Source organism: Brevundimonas sp. EU05-FHT14B11, from assembly GCF_058790835.1.
In genome coordinates this window covers 836,690-862,993 of sequence record NZ_JBYTCY010000001.1, presented here as the reverse complement: position 1 = coordinate 862,993, position 26,304 = coordinate 836,690, and the positions used below count along the sequence as shown (strand labels likewise).

Annotated in this window: 19 protein-coding genes; 14 read left to right on the top strand and 5 right to left on the bottom strand. The window is 69.7% G+C overall.

Going from position 1 to position 26,304, the window contains the following annotated elements; genetic code table 11:
• The first annotated feature begins 392 nt into the window (after positions 1-392).
• From AC3WRV_RS04370 to AC3WRV_RS04355, 4 genes are all read left to right on the top strand, one after another.
• Entirely contained in the window at positions 393-2,591 is a 2,199-nt protein-coding gene (locus AC3WRV_RS04370) for an AGE family epimerase/isomerase (RefSeq protein ID WP_492312283.1), read from the top strand.
• A gap of 104 nt (positions 2,592-2,695) precedes the next feature.
• The gene (locus AC3WRV_RS04365) at positions 2,696-3,490 is read left to right on the top strand and encodes a tyrosine-protein phosphatase (RefSeq protein WP_492312282.1); all 795 of its coding nucleotides are present in this window, start codon (positions 2,696-2,698) and stop codon (positions 3,488-3,490) included.
• Between the two features lie 18 nt (positions 3,491-3,508).
• Positions 3,509-4,204 (top strand): polysaccharide biosynthesis/export family protein, encoded by a 696-nt coding sequence (locus tag AC3WRV_RS04360; RefSeq protein WP_291832273.1) that lies wholly within the window; start codon positions 3,509-3,511, stop codon positions 4,202-4,204.
• A gap of 6 nt (positions 4,205-4,210) precedes the next feature.
• Positions 4,211-5,218, top strand: a complete 1,008-nt coding sequence (locus AC3WRV_RS04355) for a M48 family metalloprotease (RefSeq protein WP_492312281.1) — start codon at positions 4,211-4,213, stop codon at positions 5,216-5,218.
• On the opposite strand, the gene AC3WRV_RS04350 is transcribed toward AC3WRV_RS04355, so the two are convergent.
• Positions 5,208-5,516 carry a VanZ family protein gene (locus tag AC3WRV_RS04350; RefSeq protein WP_492312280.1) on the bottom strand — a complete coding sequence of 103 codons (309 nt, stop codon included), beginning with the start codon at positions 5,514-5,516 and terminating at the stop codon, positions 5,208-5,210. The genes AC3WRV_RS04355 and AC3WRV_RS04350 overlap by 11 nt on opposite strands.
• A 480-nt stretch (positions 5,517-5,996) precedes the next feature.
• On the opposite strand from AC3WRV_RS04350, the gene AC3WRV_RS04345 reads away from it, so the two are divergent.
• From AC3WRV_RS04345 to AC3WRV_RS04330, 4 genes are all read left to right on the top strand, one after another.
• Positions 5,997-8,276: a GumC family protein gene (locus AC3WRV_RS04345; RefSeq protein ID WP_291832270.1), complete on the top strand. Its 2,280-nt coding sequence runs from the start codon at positions 5,997-5,999 to the stop codon at positions 8,274-8,276.
• On the top strand, positions 8,273-9,547 hold the full coding sequence (locus AC3WRV_RS04340; protein WP_492312279.1) for a hypothetical protein: 1,275 nt from the start codon (positions 8,273-8,275) through the stop codon (positions 9,545-9,547). The genes AC3WRV_RS04345 and AC3WRV_RS04340 overlap by 4 nt, the downstream gene beginning before the upstream one ends.
• A gap of 134 nt (positions 9,548-9,681) precedes the next feature.
• Positions 9,682-9,906, top strand: coding sequence for a hypothetical protein (locus tag AC3WRV_RS04335; protein ID WP_291832268.1), 225 nt, complete (start codon positions 9,682-9,684; stop codon positions 9,904-9,906).
• Positions 9,907-9,982: 76 nt separating this feature from the next.
• Complete coding sequence (locus tag AC3WRV_RS04330) at positions 9,983-11,299, top strand: O-antigen ligase family protein (RefSeq protein WP_291832267.1); 1,317 nt, start codon at positions 9,983-9,985, stop codon at positions 11,297-11,299.
• A 6-nt stretch (positions 11,300-11,305) separates the two neighbouring features.
• Here AC3WRV_RS04330 and AC3WRV_RS04325 read toward each other — a convergent pair whose 3' ends face one another.
• Positions 11,306-11,893 (bottom strand): hypothetical protein, encoded by a 588-nt coding sequence (locus AC3WRV_RS04325; protein ID WP_291832266.1) that lies wholly within the window; start codon positions 11,891-11,893, stop codon positions 11,306-11,308.
• A 108-nt stretch (positions 11,894-12,001) separates the two neighbouring features.
• On the bottom strand, positions 12,002-13,294 hold the full coding sequence (locus AC3WRV_RS04320; protein ID WP_492312278.1) for a sugar MFS transporter: 1,293 nt from the start codon (positions 13,292-13,294) through the stop codon (positions 12,002-12,004).
• Positions 13,295-13,441: 147 nt separating this feature from the next.
• Between AC3WRV_RS04320 and AC3WRV_RS04315 the strand changes: the two genes are divergently transcribed.
• Together AC3WRV_RS04315 and AC3WRV_RS04310 are read left to right on the top strand one after the other, a co-directional pair.
• Positions 13,442-15,106, top strand: a complete 1,665-nt coding sequence (locus tag AC3WRV_RS04315; protein ID WP_492312277.1) for an alpha-glucosidase — start codon at positions 13,442-13,444, stop codon at positions 15,104-15,106.
• Between the two features lie 19 nt (positions 15,107-15,125).
• Positions 15,126-16,145, top strand: a complete 1,020-nt coding sequence (locus tag AC3WRV_RS04310; RefSeq protein WP_492312276.1) for an NAD-dependent epimerase/dehydratase family protein — start codon at positions 15,126-15,128, stop codon at positions 16,143-16,145.
• A 64-nt stretch (positions 16,146-16,209) separates the two neighbouring features.
• Here AC3WRV_RS04310 and AC3WRV_RS04305 read toward each other — a convergent pair whose 3' ends face one another.
• Positions 16,210-19,008 carry a M16 family metallopeptidase gene (locus tag AC3WRV_RS04305; protein ID WP_492312275.1) on the bottom strand — a complete coding sequence of 933 codons (2,799 nt, stop codon included), beginning with the start codon at positions 19,006-19,008 and terminating at the stop codon, positions 16,210-16,212.
• Between the two features lie 313 nt (positions 19,009-19,321).
• On the opposite strand from AC3WRV_RS04305, the gene AC3WRV_RS04300 reads away from it, so the two are divergent.
• The 4 genes from AC3WRV_RS04300 (at position 19,322) to AC3WRV_RS04285 (ending at position 25,327) form a co-directional block, all read left to right on the top strand.
• A complete protein-coding gene (locus AC3WRV_RS04300; protein WP_492312274.1) occupies positions 19,322-20,635 on the top strand; it encodes an ammonium transporter in 1,314 nt (437 codons plus the stop codon).
• Between the two features lie 61 nt (positions 20,636-20,696).
• On the top strand, positions 20,697-23,294 hold the full coding sequence (gene ligD / locus AC3WRV_RS04295; protein ID WP_492312273.1) for a DNA ligase D: 2,598 nt from the start codon (positions 20,697-20,699) through the stop codon (positions 23,292-23,294).
• Positions 23,295-23,471: 177 nt separating this feature from the next.
• Positions 23,472-24,467 carry a 4-hydroxybenzoate octaprenyltransferase gene (gene ubiA, locus AC3WRV_RS04290; protein WP_492312272.1) on the top strand — a complete coding sequence of 332 codons (996 nt, stop codon included), beginning with the start codon at positions 23,472-23,474 and terminating at the stop codon, positions 24,465-24,467.
• Positions 24,468-24,478: 11 nt separating this feature from the next.
• Entirely contained in the window at positions 24,479-25,327 is an 849-nt protein-coding gene (locus tag AC3WRV_RS04285) for a DUF3298 and DUF4163 domain-containing protein (protein WP_492312271.1), read from the top strand.
• On the opposite strand, the gene AC3WRV_RS04280 is transcribed toward AC3WRV_RS04285, so the two are convergent.
• The gene (locus tag AC3WRV_RS04280) at positions 25,328-26,275 is read right to left on the bottom strand and encodes an alpha/beta fold hydrolase (RefSeq protein ID WP_492312270.1); all 948 of its coding nucleotides are present in this window, start codon (positions 26,273-26,275) and stop codon (positions 25,328-25,330) included.
• Positions 26,276-26,304: the final 29 nt, after the last annotated feature.

The following is a 26,304-nucleotide window of genomic DNA, read 5'->3' as shown; positions in this document are numbered from 1 at the left end:
CGTCCGAACCGTGGAGATAGCAGAGTAATATTGTCTGGCCATCTCAGTATGGTGACGAATCTCCGCCGCCCTCCACTTTGGCGTTCAAAAATCCGGGAACGTCCGACAGAATCGCGTCAAACGCCCGCCCCGAGGCGCTGCAATGGTCGCCTACCGGAAAAGTTCCGGCCTTCTAGACGCTTATTTGGGCCCTGTCACCCTGATGTCACGCCTCGCCGGTAGGCCGCCCATCAAGAGTATTTGCTGATGTGAAAGCTTTGGAGAAAGCGCGATTTCTTCAAATCGTTCTAACGTCCGCGGACTGCATTGACGGCGGCGGTTGAAACCGGTCCGAGACGGCGGCGCATTCTGTCTCTAGAAGCTGATCCGGTCGCGACTTGCGCGGGGGAATGATGAATATCTATCCGGTGATCATGTGCGGCGGGGCCGGTTCGCGCCTTTGGCCCGCCTCGCGTCCCGGACGGCCCAAGCAGTTCCTGCCCCTGACGGGCGCGCGGTCACTGTTCCAGGAAACCGTCCTGCGGGTCGCGCCCCTCGCCGCCGACGGCGACGTGGTGGTGGTCGCGGGCCTGGGGCATGCCGACGCCATCGCCGGCGAACTGGCCGCCATCGGCGTCGAGGCCACCATCCTGCTGGAGCCCGAGGCGCGCGATTCGGGACCGGCGATGGCCGCCGCCGCCGCCTTCGTCCAGCGGCGCGACCCGGACGGCGTCGCCGCCATCATCGCCTCGGACCACCACATCCCCGATGCGGAAGCCTTCCGCGCCGCCGTCCGCACCGCCGCTGAAGAAGCCGCCCGCGGCCGTATCGTCACCCTGGGCGTCACCCCGACCTGGCCCTCCCCGGCCTACGGCTACATCAGTCCCCAGGGCGCCGGCCTGTCGCCGGTGAAGCGTTTCGTTGAGAAGCCAGACGCCGCCACCGCCGCCCGCTATCTGGCTGACGGCTTCCTGTGGAACAGCGGCAATTTCATCGTCTCGGGCGCCGCCCTGATGGACGAGTTGACCCGCCATGCGCCCGAGATCGCGGAGGCCGCCCGCAACGCCCTGCCCGCCGACCTGACCGGGCCCCTGATCCGCCTGACCGACGCCTTCCGCACCGCCCCGCGCATCTCCATCGACTATGCGGTGATGGAGAAGAGCGACCGCACCTCCGTCCTGCCCGTCGGCTTCGAATGGTCCGACGTGGGCGCCTGGGATTCGGTGCTGGCGACCGGCGCGGGCCACACGGGACTGCACATCGGCGTCGACAGCGACAACGTCCTTGTCCGCGCCGCCGACGGCATGGTGGTGGCCACCCTGGGCGTGTCCAACATCGCGGTCATCGCCGAGAACGACGCCGTGCTGGTCTGCGACCTGTCGCGGGCGCAGGACGTCAAGGCCGTGGTCGACAGGGTCAAGGCCGAGGCCCCGCGCCACGCCGACGTGCCCGAGACGGCCGACCCTGCGCCCTACCGGCGGTTCGGCGACTGGATGCGCGCCGCGGCCCTGCCGCTGTGGGCGACGCTCGGGACGCATGCAGACGGAGCCTTCGTCGAGACCCTGACGCTGGAGGGCCGCGCGGTGGAGAGCCGCCGCCGCGCCCGCGTCCAGACGCGCCAGATCTATGTCTTCGCCCGCGCCGGCGCCCAGGGTTGGGCGGGGCCGTGGCGCGAGCGGGTCGAACGCGGACTGGAGCGCTTCCTGGCCGGCTACCTGCGCGCCGACGGCGCGGTGCGCAACGCCCTGAACACCGACGGTTCGGTGCTGGACGACGCCGCCCCGCAGTATGAGCAGGCTTTCGCCCTGCTGGCGCTGTCCGCCGTCCACGCCGCCGGGATCGAGACCGCGCGCTGCGAAGCCCAGGCGGGGATCATGCTGGACCGGCTTCTGGCCGAGCGCCTGCCCGGCGGCGGCTGGCGCGAGACCGGCGACCATCCCTTCCAGGCCAACGCCAACATGCACCTGTTCGAGGCGGCCCAGGCCTGGGCCGCGCGCGGCGTCGATCCGCGCTGGGACGCGATCGCCGATTCCCTGGCCGAACTGGCCCTGACCCGCTTCATCGACGCCGACGGCGGCTTCCTGCGCGAGTTCTACGACGCTGACTGGCGCCCGGCGCCGGGCGAGGACGGCCGTCTGGTCGAGCCCGGCCACCAGTTCGAATGGAGCTGGCTGCTGTCGCGGCACGCCCTCGCCCGGGGCGACGCCCGCGCCATGGCGGCGGCGAAGCGCCTTTACATGCACGGCCTGCGCGGGGTCGATCCGCGCCGGGGCGTCGCCGTCGACGAGCTGGACGACAGCCTGTCGGTGCGCAGCGCCCGCGCCCGCCTGTGGCCCCAGACCGAGTGGCTGCGCGCCGCCCTGGCCATGGCCGAGCTGACCGAGGGCTCCGAGCGCGAGCAGCGGCTGGCCGAGGCGCGCAAGGCGGCGGCGGGCCTGGCCCTCTACCTGCGGCCCAACGGCGCCTGGCGCGACAAGCTGGAGGCGTCCGGCGCCTTCGTGGACGAGCCGGCCCCCGCCAGTTCGCTCTATCATATCGTCGGAGCCTTCGATCAGGTCTGCGTCGCCGCCGCGGCCGGCCTCATTACGGACGCGCCGACCGGATTGAACTAAAGCTCCTGTTCCACGTTTGAGGCGGGCCGCGGGGGCGGCCCTTCATCCCCTGTTCAGCCGCCAGCGCCTCTCCTGTAGAGACGCCGCCGCACCACGAGACCGATGTGATCGACCTCCACTGCCATATCCTGCCGGGCATCGACGATGGCGCGCCGGACCTGGAAACCTCGCTGGCGATGGCGCGGATCGCGGTGGCCGACGGCATCACCGTCACCGCCTGCACCCCGCACATGATGCCGGGCTATTATGAGAACACCTCGGACGGCGTCCGCGCCGCCGTGGTCGCGCTTCAGGCCGAACTGGACCAAGCCGGCGTCCCCCTGCGCCTGGTGACCGGCGCGGACGTGCATCTGGTGCCCGGCCTGGCGTCGGGCCTGCGCGACGGGTCCAAGCTGACGCTGGCCGACACCCGCTACTTCCTGTTCGAACCGCCACACAACACCGCCCCACCGCGCATGGCCGACGCCGTGTTCGACTGCATGGCCGCGGGCTTTCATCCGCTAATCACCCACCCCGAGCGCCTGCGCTGGATCGAGGAGCAGTATGACCTGATGGTCCAGCTGGCCCAGAGCGGCGCCTGGATGCAGATCACCGCCGGTTCGGTCACCGGCCGCTTCGGCAAACGCACCCAGTACTGGGCCGAGCGCATGCTGGACGAGGGCATCGTCCACATCCTGGCCACCGACGCTCACAACCTGCGCAGCCGTTCTCCGGTGCTTTCCGAGGCGGTCGAGGCCGTGTCGAAACGCCTCGGCGAACAGGCCGCGAAAGACATGGTGTTGACCCGACCCCTAGCGGTGCTGGAAAACGCTACGCCTGCTTCGGTCCCTCCGGCGGTCGGCGCCCCCCGTTCGGCCACCCGGCCGGGCTTCTTCAAACGGCTGTTCAAGGCCGCCTGATTTCAAGGTGACTGTCGCATGATGCGCGCCCTCCCGCTGGTCCTGATCGCCACGGCCTTCCTGCTCTCCGCCTGCGGCGGCCCCAAGATGGACGTCACCCAGATGACGGCGGCCCAGCCTACGCCCCAGCTGGGTATCGACCCCGATGCGGCGCCGCATACCGAGTATCGGATCGGCGTCGGCGACAAGCTGTCGATTCGCGTCTTCCAGGTGGCGGACCTGTCGTTCGATGAGCTGGTCGTCGATACGTCGGGCAATCTCCAGATGCCGCTGATCGGCGCTGTCCGCGCGGCGGATCGGACCTCCAGCGAGCTTTCGGCCGATATCGCCCAGAAGCTCAGCGCCCAGTATCTGCGCAACCCGCAGGTCACCGTCACGGTCACCGAGGCGGCCAGCCAGAAGATCACGGTCGACGGCGCCGTCACCAAGCCGGGCGTCTATGAGATGCGCGGCGCGACCTCCCTGCTGCAGGCGATCGCCATGGCCGAGGGTCCCAGCCGCGTGGCCGACCTGACCAAGGTCGCCGTGTTCCGCACGATCAACGGCCAGCGGACGGTCGCCCTGTTCGACCTGCAGGCGATCCGTCAGGGCCGCGCCGACGACCCCAACGTGCTGGGGGACGACATCGTCGTGGTCGACACCTCGCGCCTGAACTCGGCCCTGCGGGAAGTCGTGGGCGCCCTGCCGGCGCTGTCGATCTTCCGTCCGTTCTAAGGGCTGTTGGCGCGCCGCGCGCAAATCCTCGCCGTCGTCCTGGCCTCCGGGCTGGACGCGGCGGCCTGCGGCCATCCCGCGCCGGATACAGCCTTCGTCCAGGCCGGGCCCGAGGCGCGCCTTGAAGCGCTGAACGCCGTAGACGTCCGTGTCGCCGGAGTGGCCTGGACCCTCGCCCGGTCCAACGCCGATCTATGCCCCGTCACCCGCCCGCGCGCCGGTTGGACCCTGCAGTCCGCCGGCCAGTACGGCGGCGCGCTGCGGCCGACGGCCGAAGCCCGCTATGGCCTTGAGGGCGATCTGCCCGGCGTCCTCGCCGCGCCGCGGGGCAGCCCGGCGGCCGAAGCCGGCCTTTCGCCCGGCGACCTGATCCTGTCGGTCAACGGTCAGCCGCTGTCGCGAGGCGAGGGCGCGACGGAGTCCTATGAGGGTCTTCAGGCCAATGCGGCGACGCTGGACGCCGCCGCGGCGCGGGGGCCCGTGACCCTGCGGGTCCGCCGGGCGGGCGTCGAGCGCGAGGTCACCGTTCGCCCGGTCGACGCCTGCGCCTATCCCACCCAGGTCGAGGTGACCGGCACGCGCCGCAGCCGCGCCGACGGCCGCAACATCTTCATCTCCGACGGCATGGTCAGCGTCGCCGCCGACGACGACCAACTGGCCTTCGTCCTCGCGCACGAACTGGCCCATGCGGTCCTCGAGCATCGCACCCAGCCTGATGTGACCGGCGCGCGCGGCGCGTCCAACGGGGCCATCACCCTGCGCCGGGGCCTGTCGTTGAGCGCCGAGGCCGATGCCGACCGCCTGGGCCTGTTCCTGCTGGCGCGGGCCGGCTTCGATCCGTATCTCGCGGTCGAATTCCTGACCCGGTTCGAGGCCGCCGACCGGGGCGCGCGCTACGCCCAGTTCAATTCCGGCGGAATCTATGAGTCCGCGCCGGCGCGGCGGCGGACGCTTCAGCCCGTCCTGGCCGACATCGCCGCGCGCAAGGCGGCGAACCGCGCCCTCATTCCCTGAGGCCGAGCCGGTTCCGCAGTTGCACGGCGGTCAGCAGACCCCAGCCCAAGGCGAAGCCGACCATGTCGGCGACCACATCCCAGACATCGGCGTCCCGTCCGACGGCGGGCAGGCCTTGGATCAGTTCGATCGCGATCCCGGCCCCCAGCATGATCCCGGCCGACCGGACCAGGCCGTTCCGGGGCCAGCCGCAGGCGGCCAGAACCGTCCAAGTCAGGAAGGCTACGGCATGGTTGGCCTTGTCCCACGGCAGCCCCCCTTCGATCGTCGCGGCGGGCCTGAAAGCGAACCACGCCACCGCCAACGAAAACGCGACCGTCCCGATACGGAACGTATCCCTCAGTACGGGGTTCGAGCTCGGGGACACGCGCCGCTTTCCGTGATTCGTCACTGTCATGGACCTGCGTTATCTGTCCTGCGGAGGGTTGATCCATGGCAACACGCATCAGCGACGCGCTCGACCACCGGCGGACGGCGGCTCGCGCCGCCGGACCGGCTGCATACTCTGGAAAGGGCGCGGGCCTCTATAGCGAAGTGGCTCCCCCGCCCGCCGTCCGATCGGCCTTCGGACAAGCCCGCGCCGCGCCCGATGATCCGCAACCGGCGCCGACGACCTGATCCTCGCGCCACGCTTGACCGACGGCGCCCTCCTCCGCGACATGACGCCGGAGGGCAGGTCCCGGACGCTCGAATTCGTGTGCGTGGTGTAGGGCTTTGCGGTATCAGCCCGATAGGTTTCTACAGGCGGCGACGGCCGTCATGATTTGCGGATGGCATTATGCTGGGCGACAATCACTTCGCTGACGATCGCAATGCGCGCTCCGGCCGCGCATCAGGTTTCGGCGAACCGGCTCTTGAAGACGGTCGCCAAGGCGCCTGGCATCAGGAAGTCGAGGATGCGCCCGTCTTCGATCTGGGGGCCTATTGGCGTCTGGCGCTCAAGCATCGCATCCTGATCATCAGCTGCTTCCTCGGGGCCCTGGCCGTCGGCGCCGCCCTGACCCTGCTGATGACGCCGATCTATACGGCCCAGGCCACCCTCCAGATCGATCGGGAGGCCGCGCGCATCTTCAACTCGACCGAAGACGTCAATCCGCGCGAAAGCATGGCGCAGGGGGAGGAGTTCTTCCAGACCCAGTACGGCCTGCTGCGCAGCCGCTCGCTGGCAGAGCGCGTCGTAGAGAGCCTCGGCCTGGCCAGCTCGGATCAGGCTCTGACCAACCTCGGCGTGGAGCCTCCGGCCCGCAACGGCTCGGCCGCCGCCCAGGCCGAACGCCGCCGCAACGCCGCCCTGGACTATGTGCAGGAAAACCTCAGCGTCACGCCGGTGCGCGGTTCGCGCCTGGTCGCCGTCGGCTTCGACAACCCCGATCCGGTCGTCGCGGCGCGGGTCGCCAACGGCTTCTCCGAGAACTTCATCCAGGCCAACCTGGACCGCAAATTCCAGTCGTCGGCCTATGCCCGCGAATTCCTGGAAGAGCGCATCGCCCAGACCAAGGGCCGCCTCGAGGAGGCCGAGCGACAGCTGGTCGCCTACGCCGCCAACCAGCAGATCATCAACGTCGGCGAACCGTCCGAAGGCGGCGCCGACTCCTCGGGCGGCGGCTCGCAGTCGCTCGCCTCGAACAACCTGGTGGCCCTGAACTCCTCCCTCGCCCAGGCCCGCGCCGCCCGCGTCGCCGCCGAGGAACGCTGGCGCTCGGCCCGCACCTCGGAAGTCATGACGCTGCCGGAAGTGCTGCAGAACCCCTCGATCCAGCGCCTGGGCGAGCAACGCGCCCAGCTCGAGGCCGAGTACCAGCAGAAGTCCAGCCTCTATCAGCCCGACTATCCGGAGATGGTCCGCCTGCGCGGCCAGATCACCGAGATCGACGGCCAGATCCAGACGCTGGCCGCCAACATCCGCTCCTCGATCCAGAGCCAGTATGTGGTCGCCGCCAATCAGGAGCGTTCGCTGCAGGGCCAAGTCAACGGCCTGAAGGGCGACGTGCTCGACCTGCGTGACCGCTCGATCCAGTACAACATCCTGCAACGCGAGCTGGATACGACCCGGACGCTCTACGAGGGCCTGCTGCAGCGCTACAAGGAAGTCGGCGTCACCGGCAACGTGACGTCCAACAACATCTCGATCGTCGACAACGCGACGCCGCCGGCCACGCCGTCCAAGCCGAACATGATGATCAATCTGGCGCTGGCCGCCCTGTTCGGTCTGGGCCTGGGCGTCGTCGCCGCCCTGGTGCTGGAAGCGCTGGACGAAACCCTGGCCACCCCGGACGACGTCGAGAAGAAGCTGGCCGTGCCGGTGCTCGGCGTGGTGCCGCTGCTCGACAAGGGCCAGACCACGGCGGCCGCCCTGGCCGACATCCGATCCGGTTTCTCCGAAGCCTACTACTCCCTCAGAACGGCGTTGCAGTTCTCGACGCCCGAGGGCGCGCCGGCCAGCCTGCTGGTGTCGTCCGCCCGCCCCGCCGAAGGCAAGTCGACCACGGCCTACGCCGTGGCGCTGAACCTGGCCCGTATCGGCAAGCGCGTGCTGCTGGTCGACGGCGACCTGCGCAATCCGTCGATGCACCGGCTCGTGGGCGTCGATAACGAGCGCGGGATGAGCAATGTGCTGTCGGGCTCGTCGGACCTGGCCTCCGTCGTCCAGCGCACGCGCCAGGACAATCTGTACTTCATTCCCTGCGGCCCGCTGCCGCCCAACCCCGCCGAGCTGTGGGGCGGCGACCGCCTGCGTCAGTTCCTCAACGACGCCCGCGACAAGTTCGATCACGTGGTCGTCGACGGCCCGCCGGTCCTCGGCTTCGCCGACTCGCCCCTGCTGGCGGCCGCGGTCGGCGGCGTCCTGTTCGTGCTGGAATCGAAAGGCACCCGTCGCGGTCAGGCCCGCGGCGCCCTGCGTCGCCTGAAGATGGGCCGCGCCCGTCTGCTCGGCGCCGTGCTGACCAAGTTCAACGCCAAGACCACCACCTACGGTGGGTACGACTACGCATACGACTACAATTACGGCGCCGAAGGCGAGCGCGGGACCAAGGGCAAGAAGGGCAAGCCCGCTTGAGGGATCAGGCGGACCTTTCCGCCGCCCCGGCGCGCAAGCGCGGCCGGGTAGCCGAAGCGGCCTCCTGGGTCCTGATCGCCGGCGGCGTTCTGCTGGGCTGGCAGGTCGTGATCCAGCCTTTGATCCAGCGCGCTCCAGCCGAGATCGCCCTTCGGCTGGCGCCCACGTCGCCCCTGGTCCTGCGCCGCGCCGCCGAGAGCGAGCTCGTCGCCGGGCAGGAAGGCTCCAATCCCGTTCGCTTCAGGCAGGCCGCCGACCTAGCGCGGGAAGCGCTGGCCCGGTCGCCCTTCGATGTGCGGGCGCTGCGCGTGGTCGGCCTGACCGAGGCCAAGGCCGGGCGCGAGGGCGTGGCTGACGACATCCTGACTCTCGCCGGCAACTGGAGCCTGCGCGATGACCCGTCCCACGCCTGGCTGGTCGAGCATCGCCTGAAGCAGGGCGATTACGCCTCCGCCTTCGCTCACGCCGACACCCTGGTGCGGCGCCGCGACGACATCCAGCCCCGGGTGTTCGAGCTGTTCACCGTCGCCGCCACGGTCGACACCGCCCGGGCCCTGCCGGAGGTGGCGGTGCTGCTGTCCGCGCGGCCGCCATGGCGCCAGGCCTATCTGGAAAGCCTGTTCGCGGACGCGCGCGGACTTCAGGTGGCGGTCAACCTCGCCGTCCTGCTGCAGGCCGGCAAGGCGCCACTGACCAATGACGAGTTGCGCCAGCTCTACTACCAGCTGGTGGAGAAGGGGCAGCTGGAAGCCGTGCGCGTCGTCCGTACACGCCTGAACCGCCCCCCGAGCCCGCCGCTCGTCAGCAACGGCGGCTTCGGCGACGCCTCGGCGCCGGAACCCTTCCAGTGGCGCCTCGCCCAGGACGCCGGGGTGATCGCCGAGATCGTGCCGGACGACGTCCGCCCCGCCGACCCGGCCCTACGCGTCGACTACGACGGCTATTCGGCCTCGAGAATCGCCGAACAGCTACTGTTCCTGGCGCCCGGCCGCTACCGTCTGTCGGCTGAATCCCGCGTCGAAGAAGGCGATCCGGCGGCCCGCCTCGCCCTGACCCTGACCTGCGCGCCCGGCGATCTGGGCATCCTTTCGGCGCCGGCGGCGGCGCCCGGCGCCCAGGTCTGGACCCCGTTCAGCACGACCTTCTCGGTGCCCTCGACCTGCACGGCCCAATGGCTGCGCCTCGAGACCCGTTCCGGCGACAAGCGTCAGCGAACCGCCGTGTGGCTTGACCGGGTGGCGATCGCGCCAATCGCTCCGGAGGCGAACTAAAGGGCGGTTTCGTGGCTCATTTACTTCGCTGAGCACCTGAATCGTATTGCTTTTGAAACCTTCGCCGCCTATACCCATTCTCGATACGTCGCGGGCCAGCCCGTACCAAAGACCTGATTAGAAGGGGATCTAGCATGCGTAAGACCATCGCCGCTGTCACGGCAGGCCTGCTGCTCGTGGCTGGCCAAGCTGCCGCCGCCAACACTTCGGCCGTTGCCCGCGTGGGTGACCGCGTTGGCGCTCGCGCCGACGCTTCGTCGGAATTCGCCGGCATTCCGCTGCCCGTCCTGCTCATCGGCACTGCCGTGATCGTGGCGGTCGTCGTTGTTGCTTCGGACGACGACTCGGAAAGCGACTAAGCCGACCCGGTCCGCGCTGCGCCTGATGCAGTCGTAACGCGTGCCGAATAAGGTTTTGAAGGGCCAGTGGGACGCTGTGGCAATCGCCGCGGCTATCCTGCTGGCCCTTTCGTTTGTCTTCGGCGGCGCCAGCCGCGAACACGCCCTGCGGCTGGCCGTCGTTGAACTGGCCGCCCTGCCCCTGCTGATCATGAGCGCTGATCGGCTGATCCGTTCCGGCCTGTGGCGCGAGCATCGGTTCGCCCTGGCTCTGCTGGGCGGCCTGGCCGCCATCCCCCTGATCCAGCTGATTCCGCTTCCGCCCGCGATCTGGACCGGCCTGCCTGGACGGGACGAGATGGTTCTCGCCCTGCAACTGGCCGGTCTCCAGCCCGGCTGGGCCCCGCTGACCCTGACCCCGGACCTGACGTGGCAGTCCGTTCTGGCGATTCTGCCGCCCGCCGCCCTGTTCCTGGCCGTGCTGTCGTCGTCCCAGGCCCAGACCACGCGGATGGTGGCCTTCTACCTGGCCGCCGCCGTGATCGCGGTGCTGCTGGGCGCCGCCCAGTTGGCCAGCGGCGGCGAGCGGCTCTATCCGTGGACCACCACCTCGGCGGGGTCGGTGACCGGCTTCTTCGCCAACCGCAACCATCTGGCGACCCTGCTGCTGGCCTGCCTGCCCTTCGCCGCCGTCTTCGGGGCCGCTGTCCTGCGCCGACGCAGCGAACAGCGCCTGCCGCTGTGGTTCGGCGCCCTGTTCATGGGTCTGGTGGTCGTCGGCCTGGCCGCCATCCGGTCCCGCGCCGGCGTCATCCTGTTCGGCCCCATCGCCCTGGTCAGCCTGCTGGCCGCCTGGATCGCGGCGGGCCGCGGCCGCCCGGGCCCCGGCCTGCTGGCCCTGACCGGCGGCGTCGCGGCGGCCGTCGCCGCGGTGGCCATCCTGGCCCTGCCCCCCATCCTGGCCCGCTTCGACGTTCAATCCGCGCCCGAGGGCCGCTTCGAGGGCTGGCCTGTCGTCGCCTCGGCGGCCGAGACCTTCCTGCCGCTCGGCTCGGGCGTCGGCAGCTTCGACGCGGTGTTCCGCTCGGTCGAACCGCTGGAGAAGCTGGACGCTACCTTCTTCAACCACGCCCACAACGAGTATCTGGAAACCTGGCTGGAGGCCGGCTGGCCCGGCGCAGCGCTGATCCTGGCCTTCCTGGTCTGGTACGGCCGCCGCCTGTGGGCCGCGTGGAAGGCCGGACCGTCGCGCGAGCGGGATCTGCAGCGCGCCGCCAGCATCGCCCTGCTGGCCATGCTGGTCCATTCCGCCGTCGACTATCCGTTGCGCACGGCCACCCTGGCGGTCCTGTTCGCCCTGTGCGCCGCCATCCTCGAAAAAGCCGGAAAGCCGACCGACCGCGAACTGGCCTGAGGCCGCTCAGTCCGTGATCGGCGCGTCCGGAGCGATGTCCGGGGCCGGCGGCGTCCCTTCCTCTTCCCGCCACGCCGCCTGCGGATTGAGCGCCGCCGTGGCCTCCAGGAAGCTGCCCGGCTTCATCGACGGCTCCGGCGCCGTCCGCAGGCCCGCCACCCGGGCCAGGTCGGCGATAAAGGTGATGCAGTTGCGCCGTCTCAGGTCATAGACCCAACCCTCGGGTCCATTCCACCAGTCGGCCCGGTCCCGGATCGCCCGGTACGTCGCGTCGCTCACCGTCAGCGTCAAATAGGGCTTTCCCTCATCGACGTAGCGGGCGTCCGGCGACAGGACCACGCCCTTGTCGCGCATGAACAGCAGCTGCGGCCCCGGGTTGCGGGCGGTAAAGCCCGCCGCCCAGTCGACCGCCTCGCCCGTCTCGTCCAGCGTGCCGGCGGCCTGGACATAGGCATGGGGGAACAGCAGGTATCCGCCCCGCACCCGCGCGCCGGGGTGGGCGTAGAAGGTCACCGTCACAGCCGCCAGCGCCGGTCCCGCCAGCAGGGCCAGCACCAGGCCGGGAATGAGGGCGCGGACGAGACGAGAGAGCATGCGGACCCCGGGGACTGACACGCCGCAGTCTAGGGCGCGTCCTTCTGAATGCGCAAAGGCCGCCGGGGTCTCCCCCGACGGCCCATGCGGCGTTCGTTTTGCGCCTGGCTAGTGACCGCCGGGCGTCGCCGCGGCCTCGGCGTTGCGGACCTTGGCCCGCGACGCCGCGAAGGCGAAGACGATCAGGATCAGGTAGCCGACCATCGGCACGAAGAAGACCGGGTTCAGCGTCGCCGAGCTGTCGGCGATGTGACCGGCGATCGGCGGCAGGATGGCGCCGCCGATGATGCCGAACACCAGCAGGCCCGAGGTCGCCGGCACCGGGGCGGTCGACCGCTCCAGCGTCAGGGTGAAGATGGTCGGGAACATGATGGAGTTGAACAGGCCGATGGCGATGGCCGCGTAGGCCGCCGTCGGTCCGTTCGTCTGGGTCACGATCAGACAGAGGAGGGCGGCGATCGTGGTGTTGACGATCAGCAGCACGCTGGCCTTGACCTTGGTCAGCATCAGGCCGCTGCCGATCAGACGGCCGACCATGGCGCCCCCCCAGTACCAGGACAGCATCCCGCCGGCGGTGGCCAGCGGCACGTTCAGGATGTCCGGGCTGTGCAGGAAGTTGGTCAGCAGATCGCCGATCGCCACTTCCGATCCGACGTAGAAGAAGATGGCCACGGCGCCGAAGACGGCCCACGGCGACTTCAGCGCCACGAACGGCGAGGCGCGGTCGCTGGCGGTCGTCGCGGGCGCCGAAGCATTGATGGCCTTGCGGGCGGTGAAGATGAAGACCGCGACCAGGGCGAAGAAGGCGCCGACCGCCAGGAAGGCGAAGTCGATGCTGCGCAGGGATTCGGCCCGCGTCGCCGGATCGGTGATCAGGGCGTCGGCGGCGAAAACCCCGCCGGTCAGCAGGATCGGCGCGGCGATCGCCGGCCCCAGCGTCGTGCCTAGGGAGTTGAAGAACTGCGAGAAGTTCAGACGCGCATGCGAATGGCGCGGCGTGCCCAGGGCGGCCACCAGCGGGTTGGCGGCGACCTGCAGGATGGTGACGCCCGAGGCGATGATGAACAGGGCGATCAGCACGCCCGGATACCAGTCGATCAGGGTGGCCGCCGGCACGATCAGGCAGCCGATGACCATGGTCACGAGGGCGGCGATGATCGAACGGCTGTAACCCAGCCGGCCGACGATGGCCGCCGCCGGGATCGACGCGATGCCGTAGGCGATGAACCAGGCGAACGTCGTCAGGGTCGCTTCGGCGTAGCTGAGTTCGAACACCCGCCGCACCGCCGCGATCAGCGGACCGATCAGCGAGGTCACGAAGCCCCAGGCGAAGAAGAGGGTCGTCACATAGGCAAAGGCGAGACCCGTGCCACGCTGTGGCGCGCTGGTTTGATCTGTCATTTCACTCCCCATGACCGGCGCCTCACTCTGCGCGGCCGTTGACAGCCTTGGTTTCATCCAGAAAAGCCCGCGTCCAGCGCTTTGAGGCAATTCGTAACCAAAAGTGGGCTGGTTTCGGCCCTTGCGGACACGATCAGGGCGGGGAAGATGGGCGTTCCGGTTGATCCGGCTGCTGACCAAGAGCCCCGCGTGACCGACCGGACCGCCGCCTACCCCGCCGAAACCGCCGACCCCTGGCGCGGCGCCGTCATCTATCAGGTCTATCCGCGCAGCTTCGCCGACACGAACGGCGACGGCGTCGGCGACCTGCCGGGGATCACCGCCCGGCTGGACCACATCGCCTCGCTGGGCGTGGACGCGGTCTGGCTCAGCCCCTTCTACACCTCGCCCATGAGGGACTTCGGCTATGACGTCGCCGACTACTGCGACGTCGATCCGGTGTTCGGGACCCTGGCCGACTTCGACGCCCTGACCGCCCGCGCGCATGCCCTGGGCCTGAAGGTCCTGATCGATCTGGTCTTCGCCCACACCTCGGACCGCCATGCCTGGTTCGAGGAAAGCCGGCAGAGCCGCGACAATCCCAAGGCCGACTGGTTCGTCTGGGCCGACGCCAAACCGGACGGCGCGCCGCCGTCCAACTGGCAGTCGGTGTTCGGCGGTCCGGCCTGGACCTGGGACGCCCGGCGCGGCCAGTACTACATGCACAACTTCCTGCCCGAGCAGCCGCAGCTGAACCTGCATAGCCCGGCGGTGCAGGACGCCCTGCTGGACGTGGTGCGGTTCTGGCTGGCGCGGGGCGTGGACGGCTTCCGTCTCGACGCCATCAATTTCGCCATGCACGACCCGGCGCTGACCGACAATCCGCCCCTGCCGCCGGGCGGACCGCGCACCCGGCCCTTCGACTTCCAGGACAAGATCCACAACCAGTCCCAGCCGGGCATCGTCGACTTCCTGAAGCGGCTGCGCGCCCTGACCGACAGCCACGGCGGCCGCTTCACCGTGGCCGAGGTGCCGGGCGACCGCGCCGATTCGGAGATGCAGGCCTATACCGAGGGGCAGGACCGGCTGAGCAGCGCCTACGGCTTCACCTATCTGTACGCCCCGGCCCTGACGCCCGATCTGGTCAAGGGGACCGCCGCCGTCTGGAACGGGCGGCCGGGACAGGGCTGGCCGTCCTGGCCCTTCTCCAACCACGACGCGCCGCGCGCCGTCTCCCGCTGGGCCGAGGGCCGCGACCGGGCGGCCATGGCGCGGCTGATGGCGCTGCTGCTGGTCTGCCTGCGCGGGGCCGTCTTCCTCTACCAGGGCGAGGAGCTGGGCCTGCCGCAAGGCGAGGTGCCGTTCGACCGGCTGGTCGATCCCGAAGCCATCGCCAACTGGCCCAAGACCCTGGGCCGCGACGGCGCCCGCACGCCGATGCCGTGGACGGCGGACGCGCCGCATGCGGGCTTCTCCACCGTCGAACCCTGGCTGCCCATCGACCCGCGCCACCTGCCGCTGGCGGTGGACCGGCAGGAGGCCGACCCGACGTCGCAGCTGGCCGTGACGCGCCGTCTGATCGCCCTGCGCAAGGCGAACGCCGCCCTGACGCACGGGTCGATGCGGGTGCTCGAGGCCCCCGATGGCCTGCTCGTCTTCGAGCGGAGCCTCGGCGACGACCGACGGCTCTGCGTCTTCAACCTCGGGCACGAGACCATCGACTGGACGGGGCCCGAGGGCTGGGTCGTCGTGGAGGCGGTAAATGGGCCCGAGGGGCCAGTCGCGCCGCTTTCGGGCCGTGTGCTGGCTCCCGATACTGGCGTGGCCGCGTAACCCGGAGTAACGCAGGACCATGACCTCCGGCCCCGTCCTCGTCACCGGCTCAGCCGGCTTCATCGGCTTCCACACCGCCGAGCGCCTGCTGGCGCGCGGCGAGACCGTGATCGGCGTCGACAACCTGAACAGCTACTATGACCCGGCGCTGAAACACGCCCGGCTGGAGCGGCTGCAGGCGCATCCGAAATACCTGCACCACACGCTCGATCTGGCGGACCGCGACGGCATGGCCGCCTTGTTCGCCGGCATGAAGCCGCGCCGCATCGTCCATCTCGGGGCGCAGGCGGGCGTGCGCTACAGCCTGGAACACCCGGAAAGCTACGTCGATTCAAACGTGGTCGGCTTCCTGACCGTGCTGGAGGGCGCGCGGGCGGTGAAGGCGGAGAACCTGGTCTTCGCCTCGACCAGTTCGGCCTTCGGGGCCAACGGCGCCCTGCCCTTCTCAGTGAAGCAGGGCGTGGCCCATCCGCTGACCGTCTACGCCGCCACCAAGATCGCCAACGAGGCGATGGCGCACTCCTATTCCCACCTGTTCGGCTTCCCCTCGACGGGCCTGCGCTTCTTCACCGTCTATGGACCGTGGGGTCGCCCGGACATGGCGCTGTTCAAATTCACCCGCGCCATCCTCGAAGGCCGCCCGATCGACGTCTACGGCCACGGCCAGATGGAGCGGGACTTCACCTATGTCGACGACATCGTCGAGGGCGTGATCGCCGCGCTGGACAAGCCCGCCGCCGTCGATCCCGACTGGAATCCGCAGGCGCCGAACCCGGCCACCAGCGGGGTCGCCCCGTGGCGCATTCTCAACCTCGGCGCCGGCCGCCGCGAACAGCTGATGCGCTACATCGCGGTGCTGGAAGAGGCGCTGGACCGCAAGGCCGAGCTGAACCTGATGCCGGTCCAGGACGGCGACGTGACCCGCACCGAGGCCGACGTGACCGAGACCCGCGCCGCCCTGGGCTACGCTCCCTCCACCCCCATCGAGGTCGGGGTGAAGCGGTTCGTGGACTGGTACCGGGACTTCTACGGGGTCTGATCCCGAACGAGAAAGGCCCCGCCGTCGCCGGCGGGGCCTTTCCGTTTCAGCCTTTGACCGATCCCTACTGGACCGGCTGGCCGTTCACATCGACGACCACGACCTCGCCGATCCCCAGCGCCCGGATCTTCGGCTCGATCTGGGCGCGGTCGCCGACCACCACCCAGGTCGTCGGACCCTCGCCGACCAGGGCGCGCGCCGCGACGGAGGCCGACTGCGGGGTCGTTCCGTTCACCGAAGCGGCGTAGCCGTCGTAGTAGTTCTCCGGCACGCCATAGACGACCATCCGGGTCAGGTCGTCGGCGACCGCGGCGTTGGTCTCCCAGCCTCCGGCCATGCCCAGCACCAGGTTAGACCGCACCGCCGCGATCTCCGCCTCGGTCAGCGGACGCGACCCGACCACTTCGCTGAGTTCCCGATGGATCTCCGCGATACTTTCGGCGGTCTTGTCGGCCTGCACCCCGGAGGAGACGCGGAACAGCCGCTCGCCGCGCGCGATGCCGACGAAGGAGCCGGCGCCGTAGGACCAGTGCTTGTCCTCGCGCAGGTTCATGTTGATGCGGCTGGTGAAGGCACCGCCCAGCGCCGTGTCGGCGACGCTGATGGGGCCTTCCGTCGCCGGATCGAAGGGCGCGACGAGGCGGCCCGTGATGATCGACGACTGCGGACCGGCGCGGTCCACGATGTAGATCCGCGGGGCGTGGCTGGCGGGTATCGCCGGCGCGGCGGGCTTGACCGGCAGCGGCGCGGCGGGCGCGCGCCAGGTGCGGAACGCTCGTTCGAGCGCCGGAACCAGCTCGGCCTGTGTGGTGTCGCCGACCACCACCAGGGTGGCGTTGTCCGGACGGAACCAGGTGGCGTGATAGGCTTCGGCGTCGCTCGGGCTGAGAGCGTTCACCGTCGCTTCCGTCCCCGAGGCCGGGCGGCCGTAGGGGTGCTCCGGCCCGAACACGGACGCCACCATCACGCGGCTGGCGATGGCGCCGGGGCTCCGGTTGCTCTGCTGGATGCCGGAGATCTGCTGGGCTCGCGCACGCTGGAAGTCATCGGCGCGGAAGGCGGGATGCTGAATGATGTCGGCATAGAGCGCCAGGGACGGCTCGAGTCGCGACTCGATCGCGTTCAGCGAGATGCTGGTGTAGTCCACCGATGAGCTCCCCCCGATGGAGGCGCCCAGCAGTTGCGCCCGGTCGCCGATCTCCAGCGCGGTCAGGCTGTCGGTGCCGTTGGTCATTACCGCGGGGGTCAGCGCGGCCACGCCGTTCTTTCCGGCGGGGTCGGCGGCGGATCCCGCCTCGACGATCAGGTTCATGCTGACGGTCGGCACGCCGGTGCGCGGCGCCAGCACCACCTTCAGCCCGTTGGACAGGGTGAAATGCTCGACATTGGGGAAGTCGGCCTGCGGGGCCGCGCCCGGCGTCGGCATGTGGGTCCGATCAGCGCCCGTCGCCGCGACCGTGAAGTCGGGGAAGGGGCGAACCTCGAGCGCGTAGCTGCCGTCCGTCAGCCACTCGCGTCCGGCGGCGGTCAGATTGGCCGGCGTGGCGTTCAGCAGGCGTTCGTAACCCACTCTCCACGCGGCCGGATCGCCCTGGAAGACCTGGCTCGCGGCCAGGCGGTCGGACTTGCCGCCGAACCCGCCGATCCGTTCCAGGCCCCGGACATAGGACGCGCCGACGGCCGTGCGGGCGCGTTCCAGTTCGTCGGCCGTGGGGCCGTCGCGCAGCAGGCGGGCCATCTCCTCGTCGACGATGCGTTCGATGTTGGCCAGGTCCTGGCCCGGCTTGGCGGTGATCACGACCGTGAACTGGCTGCCGATCTCGCGCTCCGAAACCCGCGCGGACACGCTGGTCGCCACCTGGTCATCGAACACCAGGCGCTTGTAGAGACGCGACGTGCGGCCCGAGGACAGCACCTGGCCGAGCATGCCCAGGTAGTGGGTGTCCGCCTCGCCGCCCGGCGGCACGTTCCACACCTTGTACAGGCGCGGCTGGCCGACGCGGTCGTACATGACCTCGCGTTGCGCGCCCTCCATGCGGGCGATCATGCGCGCCGGCTGGGTGACCGGGGGTCCCGAAGGGATGTCGCCGAAATACTGCTCGACCTTGGCGCGCGCCTCTTCCGGCGTGATGTCGCCGGCCAGGACGATGGTGGCGTTGGCCGCGCCGTAATAGTCGCGGAACCAGGCCTTCACGTCGTCCAGGGAAGCCGCTTCCAGATCGTCCATTGAGCCGATGACCGTGTGGCCATAGGGGTGGTCCGACGGATAGGTCGCGGCCGTGATCAGATCCCACACGCGGCCATAGGGTTGGTTCTCGCCCTCGCGTTTTTCGTTTTGAACTACACCGCGCTGCTCATCGAGGCGCGCCTGGTCGATCGCGCCGACGAGGTGGCCCATCCGATCACTTTCTAGCCACAGCAGGCTGTCCAGCGCCGAGGTCGGGACGTTCTGGAAATAGTTGGTGCGGTCGTTGTTGGTCGTGCCGTTCTGATCGGTCGCGCCCAGCAGTTCGGTCGCTTTGAAGAAGTCGTTGTTGAAGTTCTCGGACCCGTTGAACATCAGGTGTTCGAACAGGTGGGCGAAGCCCGAACGGCGCGCCGGCTCGTTCTTGGAGCCCACGTGATACCAGATGTTCACCGCCACGATCGGCGCCTTGTGGTCCTCGTGGACGATCACCGTCAGGCCGTTGTTCAGCACGAACCGGGTGAAGGGGATGTCGACGTCCGGCAGCGGCGCGAGGCGTTCCTGCGTGGCGGGCGAGGCGGCCACGGAGGCGGCGACCTGGGCCTGAACCTGGAAGGCGGACGCCAGAAGGACGGCCGCGGCGGCGCCCCCCAGCAGAACGGGACGGAACGAACGCATGCGGAGACCCCCTGCATTGAGACGACCCGGCGAGCCGGGCGATGACAGTGGTATCCAGCTGCGATCCGCTCGCAAGCGAAATGACATTTCAGATTCGTAACCTTCCGAGGTTCATTTCGCAGTTGCGAGGCCCAAAGACCGGTCCGTGCACAGTGATGCGCTCCAACCTCAATCCGTGCAGCGAGAAACGAAGTATTGCACCGCACACGAAATGAATTGCCTGCGGCGCCGCAATAGGGTCCTATCCCTATCCGCGGCGTCGAACGCGGTTCGGGCCGAGATTTCTGACATCCCGCTTCCGGACGCCGCGCCCATGATCCGCAAATCGCTCGCCCTCGCCGCCCTCTGTTGTCTGGTCGCCGGTCCGGCGCTCGCCGCGCCCGCGGCTCCGCTTCTGGCCCACCAAGCGGCGCTGGATCTGAACGAGGCCTCGTCGGCCTGGATCCTGACGTCGACGGCGCTGGTGCTGCTGATGACCCTGCCGGGTCTGGCGCTGTTCTACGGCGGCATGGTCCGGCGCAAGAACGTCATCGCCACCATCGCCCACTCCACCGCGGCCCTGGCCATCGTCACCGTGCTGTGGTTCGCGGTCGGCTACAGCCTGTCGTTCGGGACGGGCCCCGAGGCGACCAACGGCTTCATCGGCGGCTTCCAGGCGGCCTTCCTGAACGGCGTCACCCCCTCGACCGCGCACAGCCTGGCGCCCGGCCTGCCCGAGTTCCTGTGGATCGCCTACCAGCTGACCTTCGCCATCATCACCCCGGCCCTGATCGCCGGCGCCTTCGCCGAGCGGATCAAATTCTCGGCCTCCATCCTGTTCTTCTTCCTGTGGCACCTGATCGTCTATGCGCCGATCTGCCACCAGGTCTGGGGCGGCGGCTGGATGGGCTCGCTGGGCGTGCTCGACTTCGCCGGCGGCGCGGTGGTCCACGTCAACGCGGGCGTCGCCGGCCTGGTCGCCGCGCTGGTGCTGGGACCGCGCCAGGGCTTCGGCCGGGACAACATGGCGCCGCACAACCTGGCCTTTACCGCCATCGGCACCGGCCTGCTGTTCGTCGGCTGGCTGGGCTTCAACGCGGGCTCGGCCTGGGCCGCCGACGGCATCGCCGCCGTGGCCGCCTTCAACACCATCCTGGCCGCCGCCGCGGCCGCCATCGGCTGGACGGCCGTGGAGTGGATCGACCACAAGCGCCCGACCCTGCTGGGCCTGCTGTCCGGCATCGTCGCCGGCCTGGTCGGCGTCACCCCGGCCGCCGGCCTGGTCGACCCCAAGGGCGCCTTCATCATCGGCATCCTGTCGGGTCCGGCCTGCTATGCGGGCGCCGTCTGGCTCAAGCGCGCCCTGAAGTATGACGACAGCCTGGACGCCTTCGGCGTGCACGGCGTGGGCGGCATCGTCGGCGCCGTCCTGACCGGCCTTCTGGCCACCGCCGCCATCAATCCGGCGGCCGCCAACGCCAACATCCTGAACCAGATCATCGGCTTGGCCGCCGTCATCGCCTGGTCGGGCGTCGGCACCTTCGTGATCCTGATGATCTGCAAATACACCGTCGGCCTGCGCGTGCCGAAGGAGGAGGAGATCGAGGGGCTGGACTACACCCAGCACGGGGAGACGATTCACCAGTAGCACTCCGTCCCCAACGGGGGAGGAATGGCAACGCTCCCGTCCCACCCGCGTTCGACTCGCCATGACGGCTCGCGGCGAACTCGACACCTACAAGAAGAAGCGGAATTTCACCGCCACGCCCGAGCCTGCCGGCAAGAAGGGCAGGGCGAAGACCACCGGCCTGCGCTACCTGATCCAGCGCCACGCGGCGACGCGGCTGCACTATGACTTCCGCATTGAGCTGGACGGCGTCCTCAAGTCCTGGGCCGTGACCAAGGCCCCGTCGCGCGACCCCGCCGTCAAACGCCTCGCGGTCGAGGTCGAGGACCACCCGCTCGACTACGGCGCGTTCGAGGGGACCATCCCGTCCGGCAACTACGGCGCGGGCACGGTGCAGATGTGGGACACGGGAGAGTGGGAGCCCCAGTCCGACGATGTCGACGCCGCCTTCAGGAAGGGCGAGATCAAGATGGTGCTCCATGGCGAGCGCCTGTCCGGCAAATGGGTCCTGGTCCGCCTGCGCACCGACCGCGGCAAGCCCAGCAAGCGCGCCAACTGGCTGCTGATCAAGGAGAAGGACCCGTACGCCGTCCCGGGCGAGGGCGACGCCAACATGGAGATCGACGCCTCGATCGCCACCGGCCGCAGCCTCGCCGAGATCGCCGAAGGCAAGACGCAGTGGACCTCGTCAAAACCGGTCGCACGCAAGGGGCCCGCGAAACCCGTGGCCCGTCCCGCCGTCGCCGCCCATGCGAAGAAGCCCCACGCCTTCGTCCCCATCCAGCTGTGCAAGATCACCGACTATCCGCCCGGCGGCGCGGGCTGGGCGCATGAGATCAAGTTCGACGGCTACCGCCTCCAGATCGCCGCCGGCGGCGGCCGCGCCACCCTGCGCACCCGCAAGGGACTCGACTGGTCGAAGAAATTCCCGGAGCACGCCGCCGACGCCGCCCGCTGGCCCGACGCCGTGCTGGACGGCGAGCTGTGCGCCCTGGCCGCGGACCACATGCCCGACTTCTCGGCCCTGCAGGCGGCGATCTCGGACGAGGACACCGGCGGCCTGATCTATTTCGCCTTCGACCTGCTGTTTGAGGGGCCGGAGGATCTGCGCGGCCTGCCCCTGTCTCACCGCAAGGCGCGGCTGCAGGCCTACATCGACCGCATCCCCAAGGCCGCCCGGTCGCGCATCCGCTACGTCGACCACTTCGCCTCGACCGGGGCGGCGGTCCTGGAAAGCGCCTGCCGCATGGACCTGGAAGGCGTCATCTCCAAGAAACTGGATTCGCCCTATCGCGAGGGCCGCACCTCGACCTGGCTGAAGTCGAAATGCCGGGGCGGCGATGAAGTCGTCATCGGCGGCTGGACCGCCGAGGGCGACCGCTTCCGCTCCCTGATCGTCGGGGTGAAGGAGAAGGGCGGCCTGCGCCATCTGGGCCGCGTCGGCACAGGCTATTCCGCCCCGATCCTCAAGACCCTGATGCCCGCCCTGAAGAAGGCCGCGTCGGACACCAGCCCCTTCATCGGCAAGGCGGCGCCAAAGCGCCCCCGCTCGGGTCCGCACACCGTCCACTGGCTCAAGCCCGTCCTGGTCGCCGAGATCGAGCACGGCGGCTATACCGACAGTGGAACCCTGCGCCAGGCGGCCTTCAAGGGCCTGCGCGAGGATAAGTCCGCTGCCGAGGTCATCGACAAACCTCAGGAGCCCGCAAAGCCCAAGGCGACCGGGGGCAAGGTCGCCGCTCCGCCCCAGCTCACCATCCCCGGCGAAAAGGCCAAGCCCGGCAAGCTGGTCGTCGCGGGGGTCGGTATCTCCAGTCCGGACAAGGTGCTGTGGCCCGCCTCGGACGGGCATGAGGCCATCACCAAGGCCGACCTCGTCCGCTACTACGAAATGGCCGCCGAACGCATCCTGCCCCACGTCGCGGACCGCCCGGTCTCCATCATCCGTGCGCCCGAGGGCATCGCGGGCGAGCAGTTCTTCCAGCGCCACGCCATGCCCGGCTCCAACCCTCGCCTCAAGCTGATCGACGTCAAGGAGCGCAAACCCTACGTCGGCGTCGTCGATGTCGGCGGCCTCGTCGCCATCGGCCAGTCGGGCGGGCTGGAGCTGCACCCCTGGGGCTGCAAGCCGGGCGATCCCGAGACGCCCGAACAGGTCACCTTCGACCTGGATCCCGACGAGGGCCTGGACTTCAACGACGTTATCGCCGCCGCGAAGGTGGTGAAGGCCGAGCTGGAATCCCTGGGCCTGACGCCCTTCGTGAAGACCACCGGCGGCAAGGGGCTGCACGTCGTCGTCCCCATCCGCGCCGACGCCAGGGCGCGCATCGAGTGGGATCAGTGCAAGGCCTTCGCCAAGGCCGTCAGCGAACGGGTCCGCGCCGCCGATCCCGACCGCTTCACCACGACCCTGGCCAAGAAGGCCCGGGGCGGAAAGATCTTCCTCGACTATCTGCGCAACGGCCGCATGGCGACGGCGGTCGCCCCCTGGTCCCCCCGCGCCCGCCCCGGCGCCGGCATCGCCTTCCCCCTGTCCTGGGGGCAGGTGAAGAAGGGCCTCGATCCGAGGGCCTTCACGCTTCCGGACGCGCCCGCCCTGCTGAAGAAGCCCGACCCCTGGAAGGATTTCCGGTCCGCCGAAACCAACCTGCGGCCGGTGCTGAAGCGGTTGGAGCTCTGAATTCTCCCTCCCCTTCTGGGGAGGGTGGACCGCGAAGCGGGACGGGTGGGGAGCCGGGCGCCCGGATACGAACCCCACCCTGTCGTCGCTTCGCGCCGACATCCCTCCCCACGAGGGGGAGGGAGAAACCGCCTCTTCCCTTTCCCCTTCCCACCTCGACCCGCTACAACCCCGGCCATGACTTCCGCCCCGCTTCCTGACGCCGGATCGAACTGGGTGGACCGCCATGCGCCGGAGGGGCTGAAGCCCTGGCTCAAGCTCGGCCGCTTCGACCGGCCCATCGGCATCTGGCTGCTGCTGCTGCCCGGCTGGCAGGGCATCGCGCTGGCGCTGGCCTCCGAGCGCCGGACCTCCAGCGTCTATGACCTGTGGCTCGTCGCCGGCTTCGCCATCGGGGCCTGCCTGATGCGCGCCGCCGGCTGCGCCTTCAACGACATCGTCGACCGCGACATCGACGTGAAGGTCGCCCGCACCGCCGCCCGCCCGGTCGCCTCGGGCCGGATCAGCGTCAAGAAGGCGCTGGCCTTCACCGCCGCCTGCTCGCTGGTCAGCCTGCTGATCCTGCTGACCCTGAATCTGACCGCCATCCTTCTCGGGGTCGCTTCCCTGCTGCTGGTGGCCGCCTACCCCTTCATGAAGCGGATCACCTGGTGGCCCCAGGCCTGGCTGGGCCTGACCTTCAACTGGGGCGCCCTGATGGGCTTCGCGGCGGCGGCAGGAAGCTGGGCGGTGGTGCTCGACACCGGAAACTTGAATGTCGTCTCGGCGTTCGGGGCGACAAGCCCTCTCGCCCTCACCGCCCTCGCCCTCTATGCGGGCGGCGTCTTCTGGACCCTCGGCTACGACACCATCTACGCCCTGCAGGATCTCGAGGACGACGCCATGGTCGGGGTGAAGTCCTCGGCCCGCCGCCTCGGTTCGAACGTGCGTCTCGGCGTCGGCGTCTTCTACCTGCTGGCGGTTGTCTTCGCCGCGCTGGCGGGCCTGCTGGCCGGGCTCGGCCCGCTCTTCTACGTCGGCTTGACCGGCTACGCCCTGCATCTGTCGTGGCAGACCCGATCCATCCGGCCCGACGACGGCCCGTTCGCCCTGGCCCTGTTCAAATCGAACCGGGAGGCCGGGCTGGTCCTGCTTCTCGCCACCATCCTCGGTTCTGTGCAGCTTCCGCTTTGAAGGAGATCCGCATGTCCTCCCCCGTTCGCGCCCTTCTGATCGCCGCCGCGGTCGCCGCCACCCTGGCCGCCTGCAACCGCGACCGCGAAACGGACAAGGCCCCGGCCGCTCCGCCCGCCGCCGGCGCCGTGGAGACCCCGGCCGACGCCGCCGCCCCCATGACCTTCGCGTCCAAGACGCCGTGGGCCGACGTCAGCCTGAAACTGCCTGAGGGGCTGAAGAGCCAGACGGACCTGCACGCCCGCCTCTACGCCGAGGAAGTCCGCAAACTGCGTCAGTTCATCGAGGGCGCCCAGGGCGCCCGCACCGAGGCCGGCGATGACGCCGACATTCCGCTCTACCAGAAGATCGTCGAACTGACCGTCGCGGGCGAGACCAGCAAGCTGTTCAGCCTCAAGCGCGTCGACTTCGACTATTCGGGCGGCGCCAATCCCAACACCCTGACCGGCGGCATCCTGTGGGACAAGGCGCTGAAGCGGCAGATCGGCTTCACTGACCTGTTCCGCCGCGGCGCCGACCTGACGGTGCTGGATCAGGCCCTGTGCTCGGCGATCAACACGGCCAAGCGCGCCCGCGTGCCCGACAGCGCCTCCATCAACCTGGGCGACAAACCGGGCTCCTGCCCGCGCGCCGCGGTCACCGAGTTCGTGCTGACGCCGGGCGATACGCCGGGCAAGGCGGCGGGCCTGACCTTCCTGATCGGCCCCTATCAGGTCGGACCGCGCGTCGAGGGCGCCTATGAGATCGCCATCCCGGCGACCACCTTCCGGTCGCTGCTGGCCGTGGGCTACGCCGATGAGTTCGGCGGGCGGCTGGCCAAGGCCGGCGACGTCACCCCCGTCGCCGGCCCCGCCCGCTAATTAGTTCGCCAGGAACTGATCCATCAGTTCGGCGAACTTCGCCGGCTGGTCGCTCATGATGAAGTGCCGGCTGCCGTCCACCCGGGTCAGGCGCACGCCCGGCAAGGTCGCGTATTCCTGCCGCCACAGGGCGTCCGCCATCGCGGCGGGCGCGCCGCCGTCGGCGTCCGAGGCATAGGGCGCCCAGACGGGCGTGGTCATTGTCGCCAGTCCGGGTCGGACGTCGGTCAGCATGACGTCGCGGATCGCCGCCGCCATCGCGTGACGATCGCTCGCCATGCTCCATTCCACCATCCGCTCCCGCGTCAGCGGATCGCGTGAATAGCCGACCGCGCCCCGGACCTGCCCGGCCCGGAAGCTCGCGTCGTCGGCGGCCAGCATTCCGGCTGCGGCCTGCTCGGCGTAGGGCCGCGCGCCCTCGACCGTCGCCTGCGGGCCGAACAGGGCGCTGAAGAAGGGCAGGCTGTCGACCGTCATCACCTTGCCGACCAGTTCGGGCTTCTGCTGCGCCAGCATCAGGGCGCTGAGGCCGCCCATAGAGTGTCCGGCGACGGCCGGCGCGGTCAGCCCCTGATCGCGGATGTAGCGGGCCAGCTCATCGACGACCGGCTGGACGAACGGGCCGTCGCCGTGGGTCCACGGCTCGCCGGCGAAACCCGCCAGCTGCACCAGGTGCACCCGATGCGTCGCCTTCAGCCGCTCGGCCTCGGCGCGCCACACCTCCCGCGAACAGCCGAAGCCGGGGATGAGGATCAGGTCCGGCCCCTGGCCCACGACCTCGACCGACAGCCGGTCTGAGACGAAGGGGGCGGGCGCCGTTGCGGCGGCCGGTTCGGCCCACACATCGGTGGCGAACAGGACGCCCCCGCCGATCGCCGCGACGGCGGCGGAAGCCATGAACAGGGCGCGGAAGGTCGAACGCCCGACGAAGTGGCGGTGATGCAGCATGACGATGTCCTTGAAGATGAGCCTGACGG

Bases quoted from the DNA above. Each gene is read 5' to 3' on its own strand.
- AC3WRV_RS04370 (WP_492312283.1), top strand. From the start codon at position 393: ATGAATATCTATCCGGTGATCATGTGCGGCGGGGCCGGTTCGCGCCTT.
- AC3WRV_RS04360 (WP_291832273.1), top strand. From the start codon at position 3,509: ATGATGCGCGCCCTCCCGCTGGTCCTGATCGCCACGGCCTTCCTGCTC.
- AC3WRV_RS04345 (WP_291832270.1), top strand. From the start codon at position 5,997: ATGCTGGGCGACAATCACTTCGCTGACGATCGCAATGCGCGCTCCGGC.
- AC3WRV_RS04335 (WP_291832268.1), top strand. From the start codon at position 9,682: ATGCGTAAGACCATCGCCGCTGTCACGGCAGGCCTGCTGCTCGTGGCT.
- AC3WRV_RS04325 (WP_291832266.1), bottom strand. From the start codon at position 11,893: ATGCTCTCTCGTCTCGTCCGCGCCCTCATTCCCGGCCTGGTGCTGGCC.
- AC3WRV_RS04320 (WP_492312278.1), bottom strand. From the start codon at position 13,294: ATGACAGATCAAACCAGCGCGCCACAGCGTGGCACGGGTCTCGCCTTT.
- AC3WRV_RS04315 (WP_492312277.1), top strand. From the start codon at position 13,442: ATGGGCGTTCCGGTTGATCCGGCTGCTGACCAAGAGCCCCGCGTGACC.
- AC3WRV_RS04310 (WP_492312276.1), top strand. From the start codon at position 15,126: ATGACCTCCGGCCCCGTCCTCGTCACCGGCTCAGCCGGCTTCATCGGC.
- AC3WRV_RS04305 (WP_492312275.1), bottom strand. From the start codon at position 19,008: ATGCGTTCGTTCCGTCCCGTTCTGCTGGGGGGCGCCGCCGCGGCCGTC.
- AC3WRV_RS04300 (WP_492312274.1), top strand. From the start codon at position 19,322: ATGATCCGCAAATCGCTCGCCCTCGCCGCCCTCTGTTGTCTGGTCGCC.
- ligD (WP_492312273.1), top strand. From the start codon at position 20,697: ATGACGGCTCGCGGCGAACTCGACACCTACAAGAAGAAGCGGAATTTC.
- ubiA (WP_492312272.1), top strand. From the start codon at position 23,472: ATGACTTCCGCCCCGCTTCCTGACGCCGGATCGAACTGGGTGGACCGC.
- AC3WRV_RS04285 (WP_492312271.1), top strand. From the start codon at position 24,479: ATGTCCTCCCCCGTTCGCGCCCTTCTGATCGCCGCCGCGGTCGCCGCC.
- AC3WRV_RS04280 (WP_492312270.1), bottom strand. From the start codon at position 26,275: ATGCTGCATCACCGCCACTTCGTCGGGCGTTCGACCTTCCGCGCCCTG.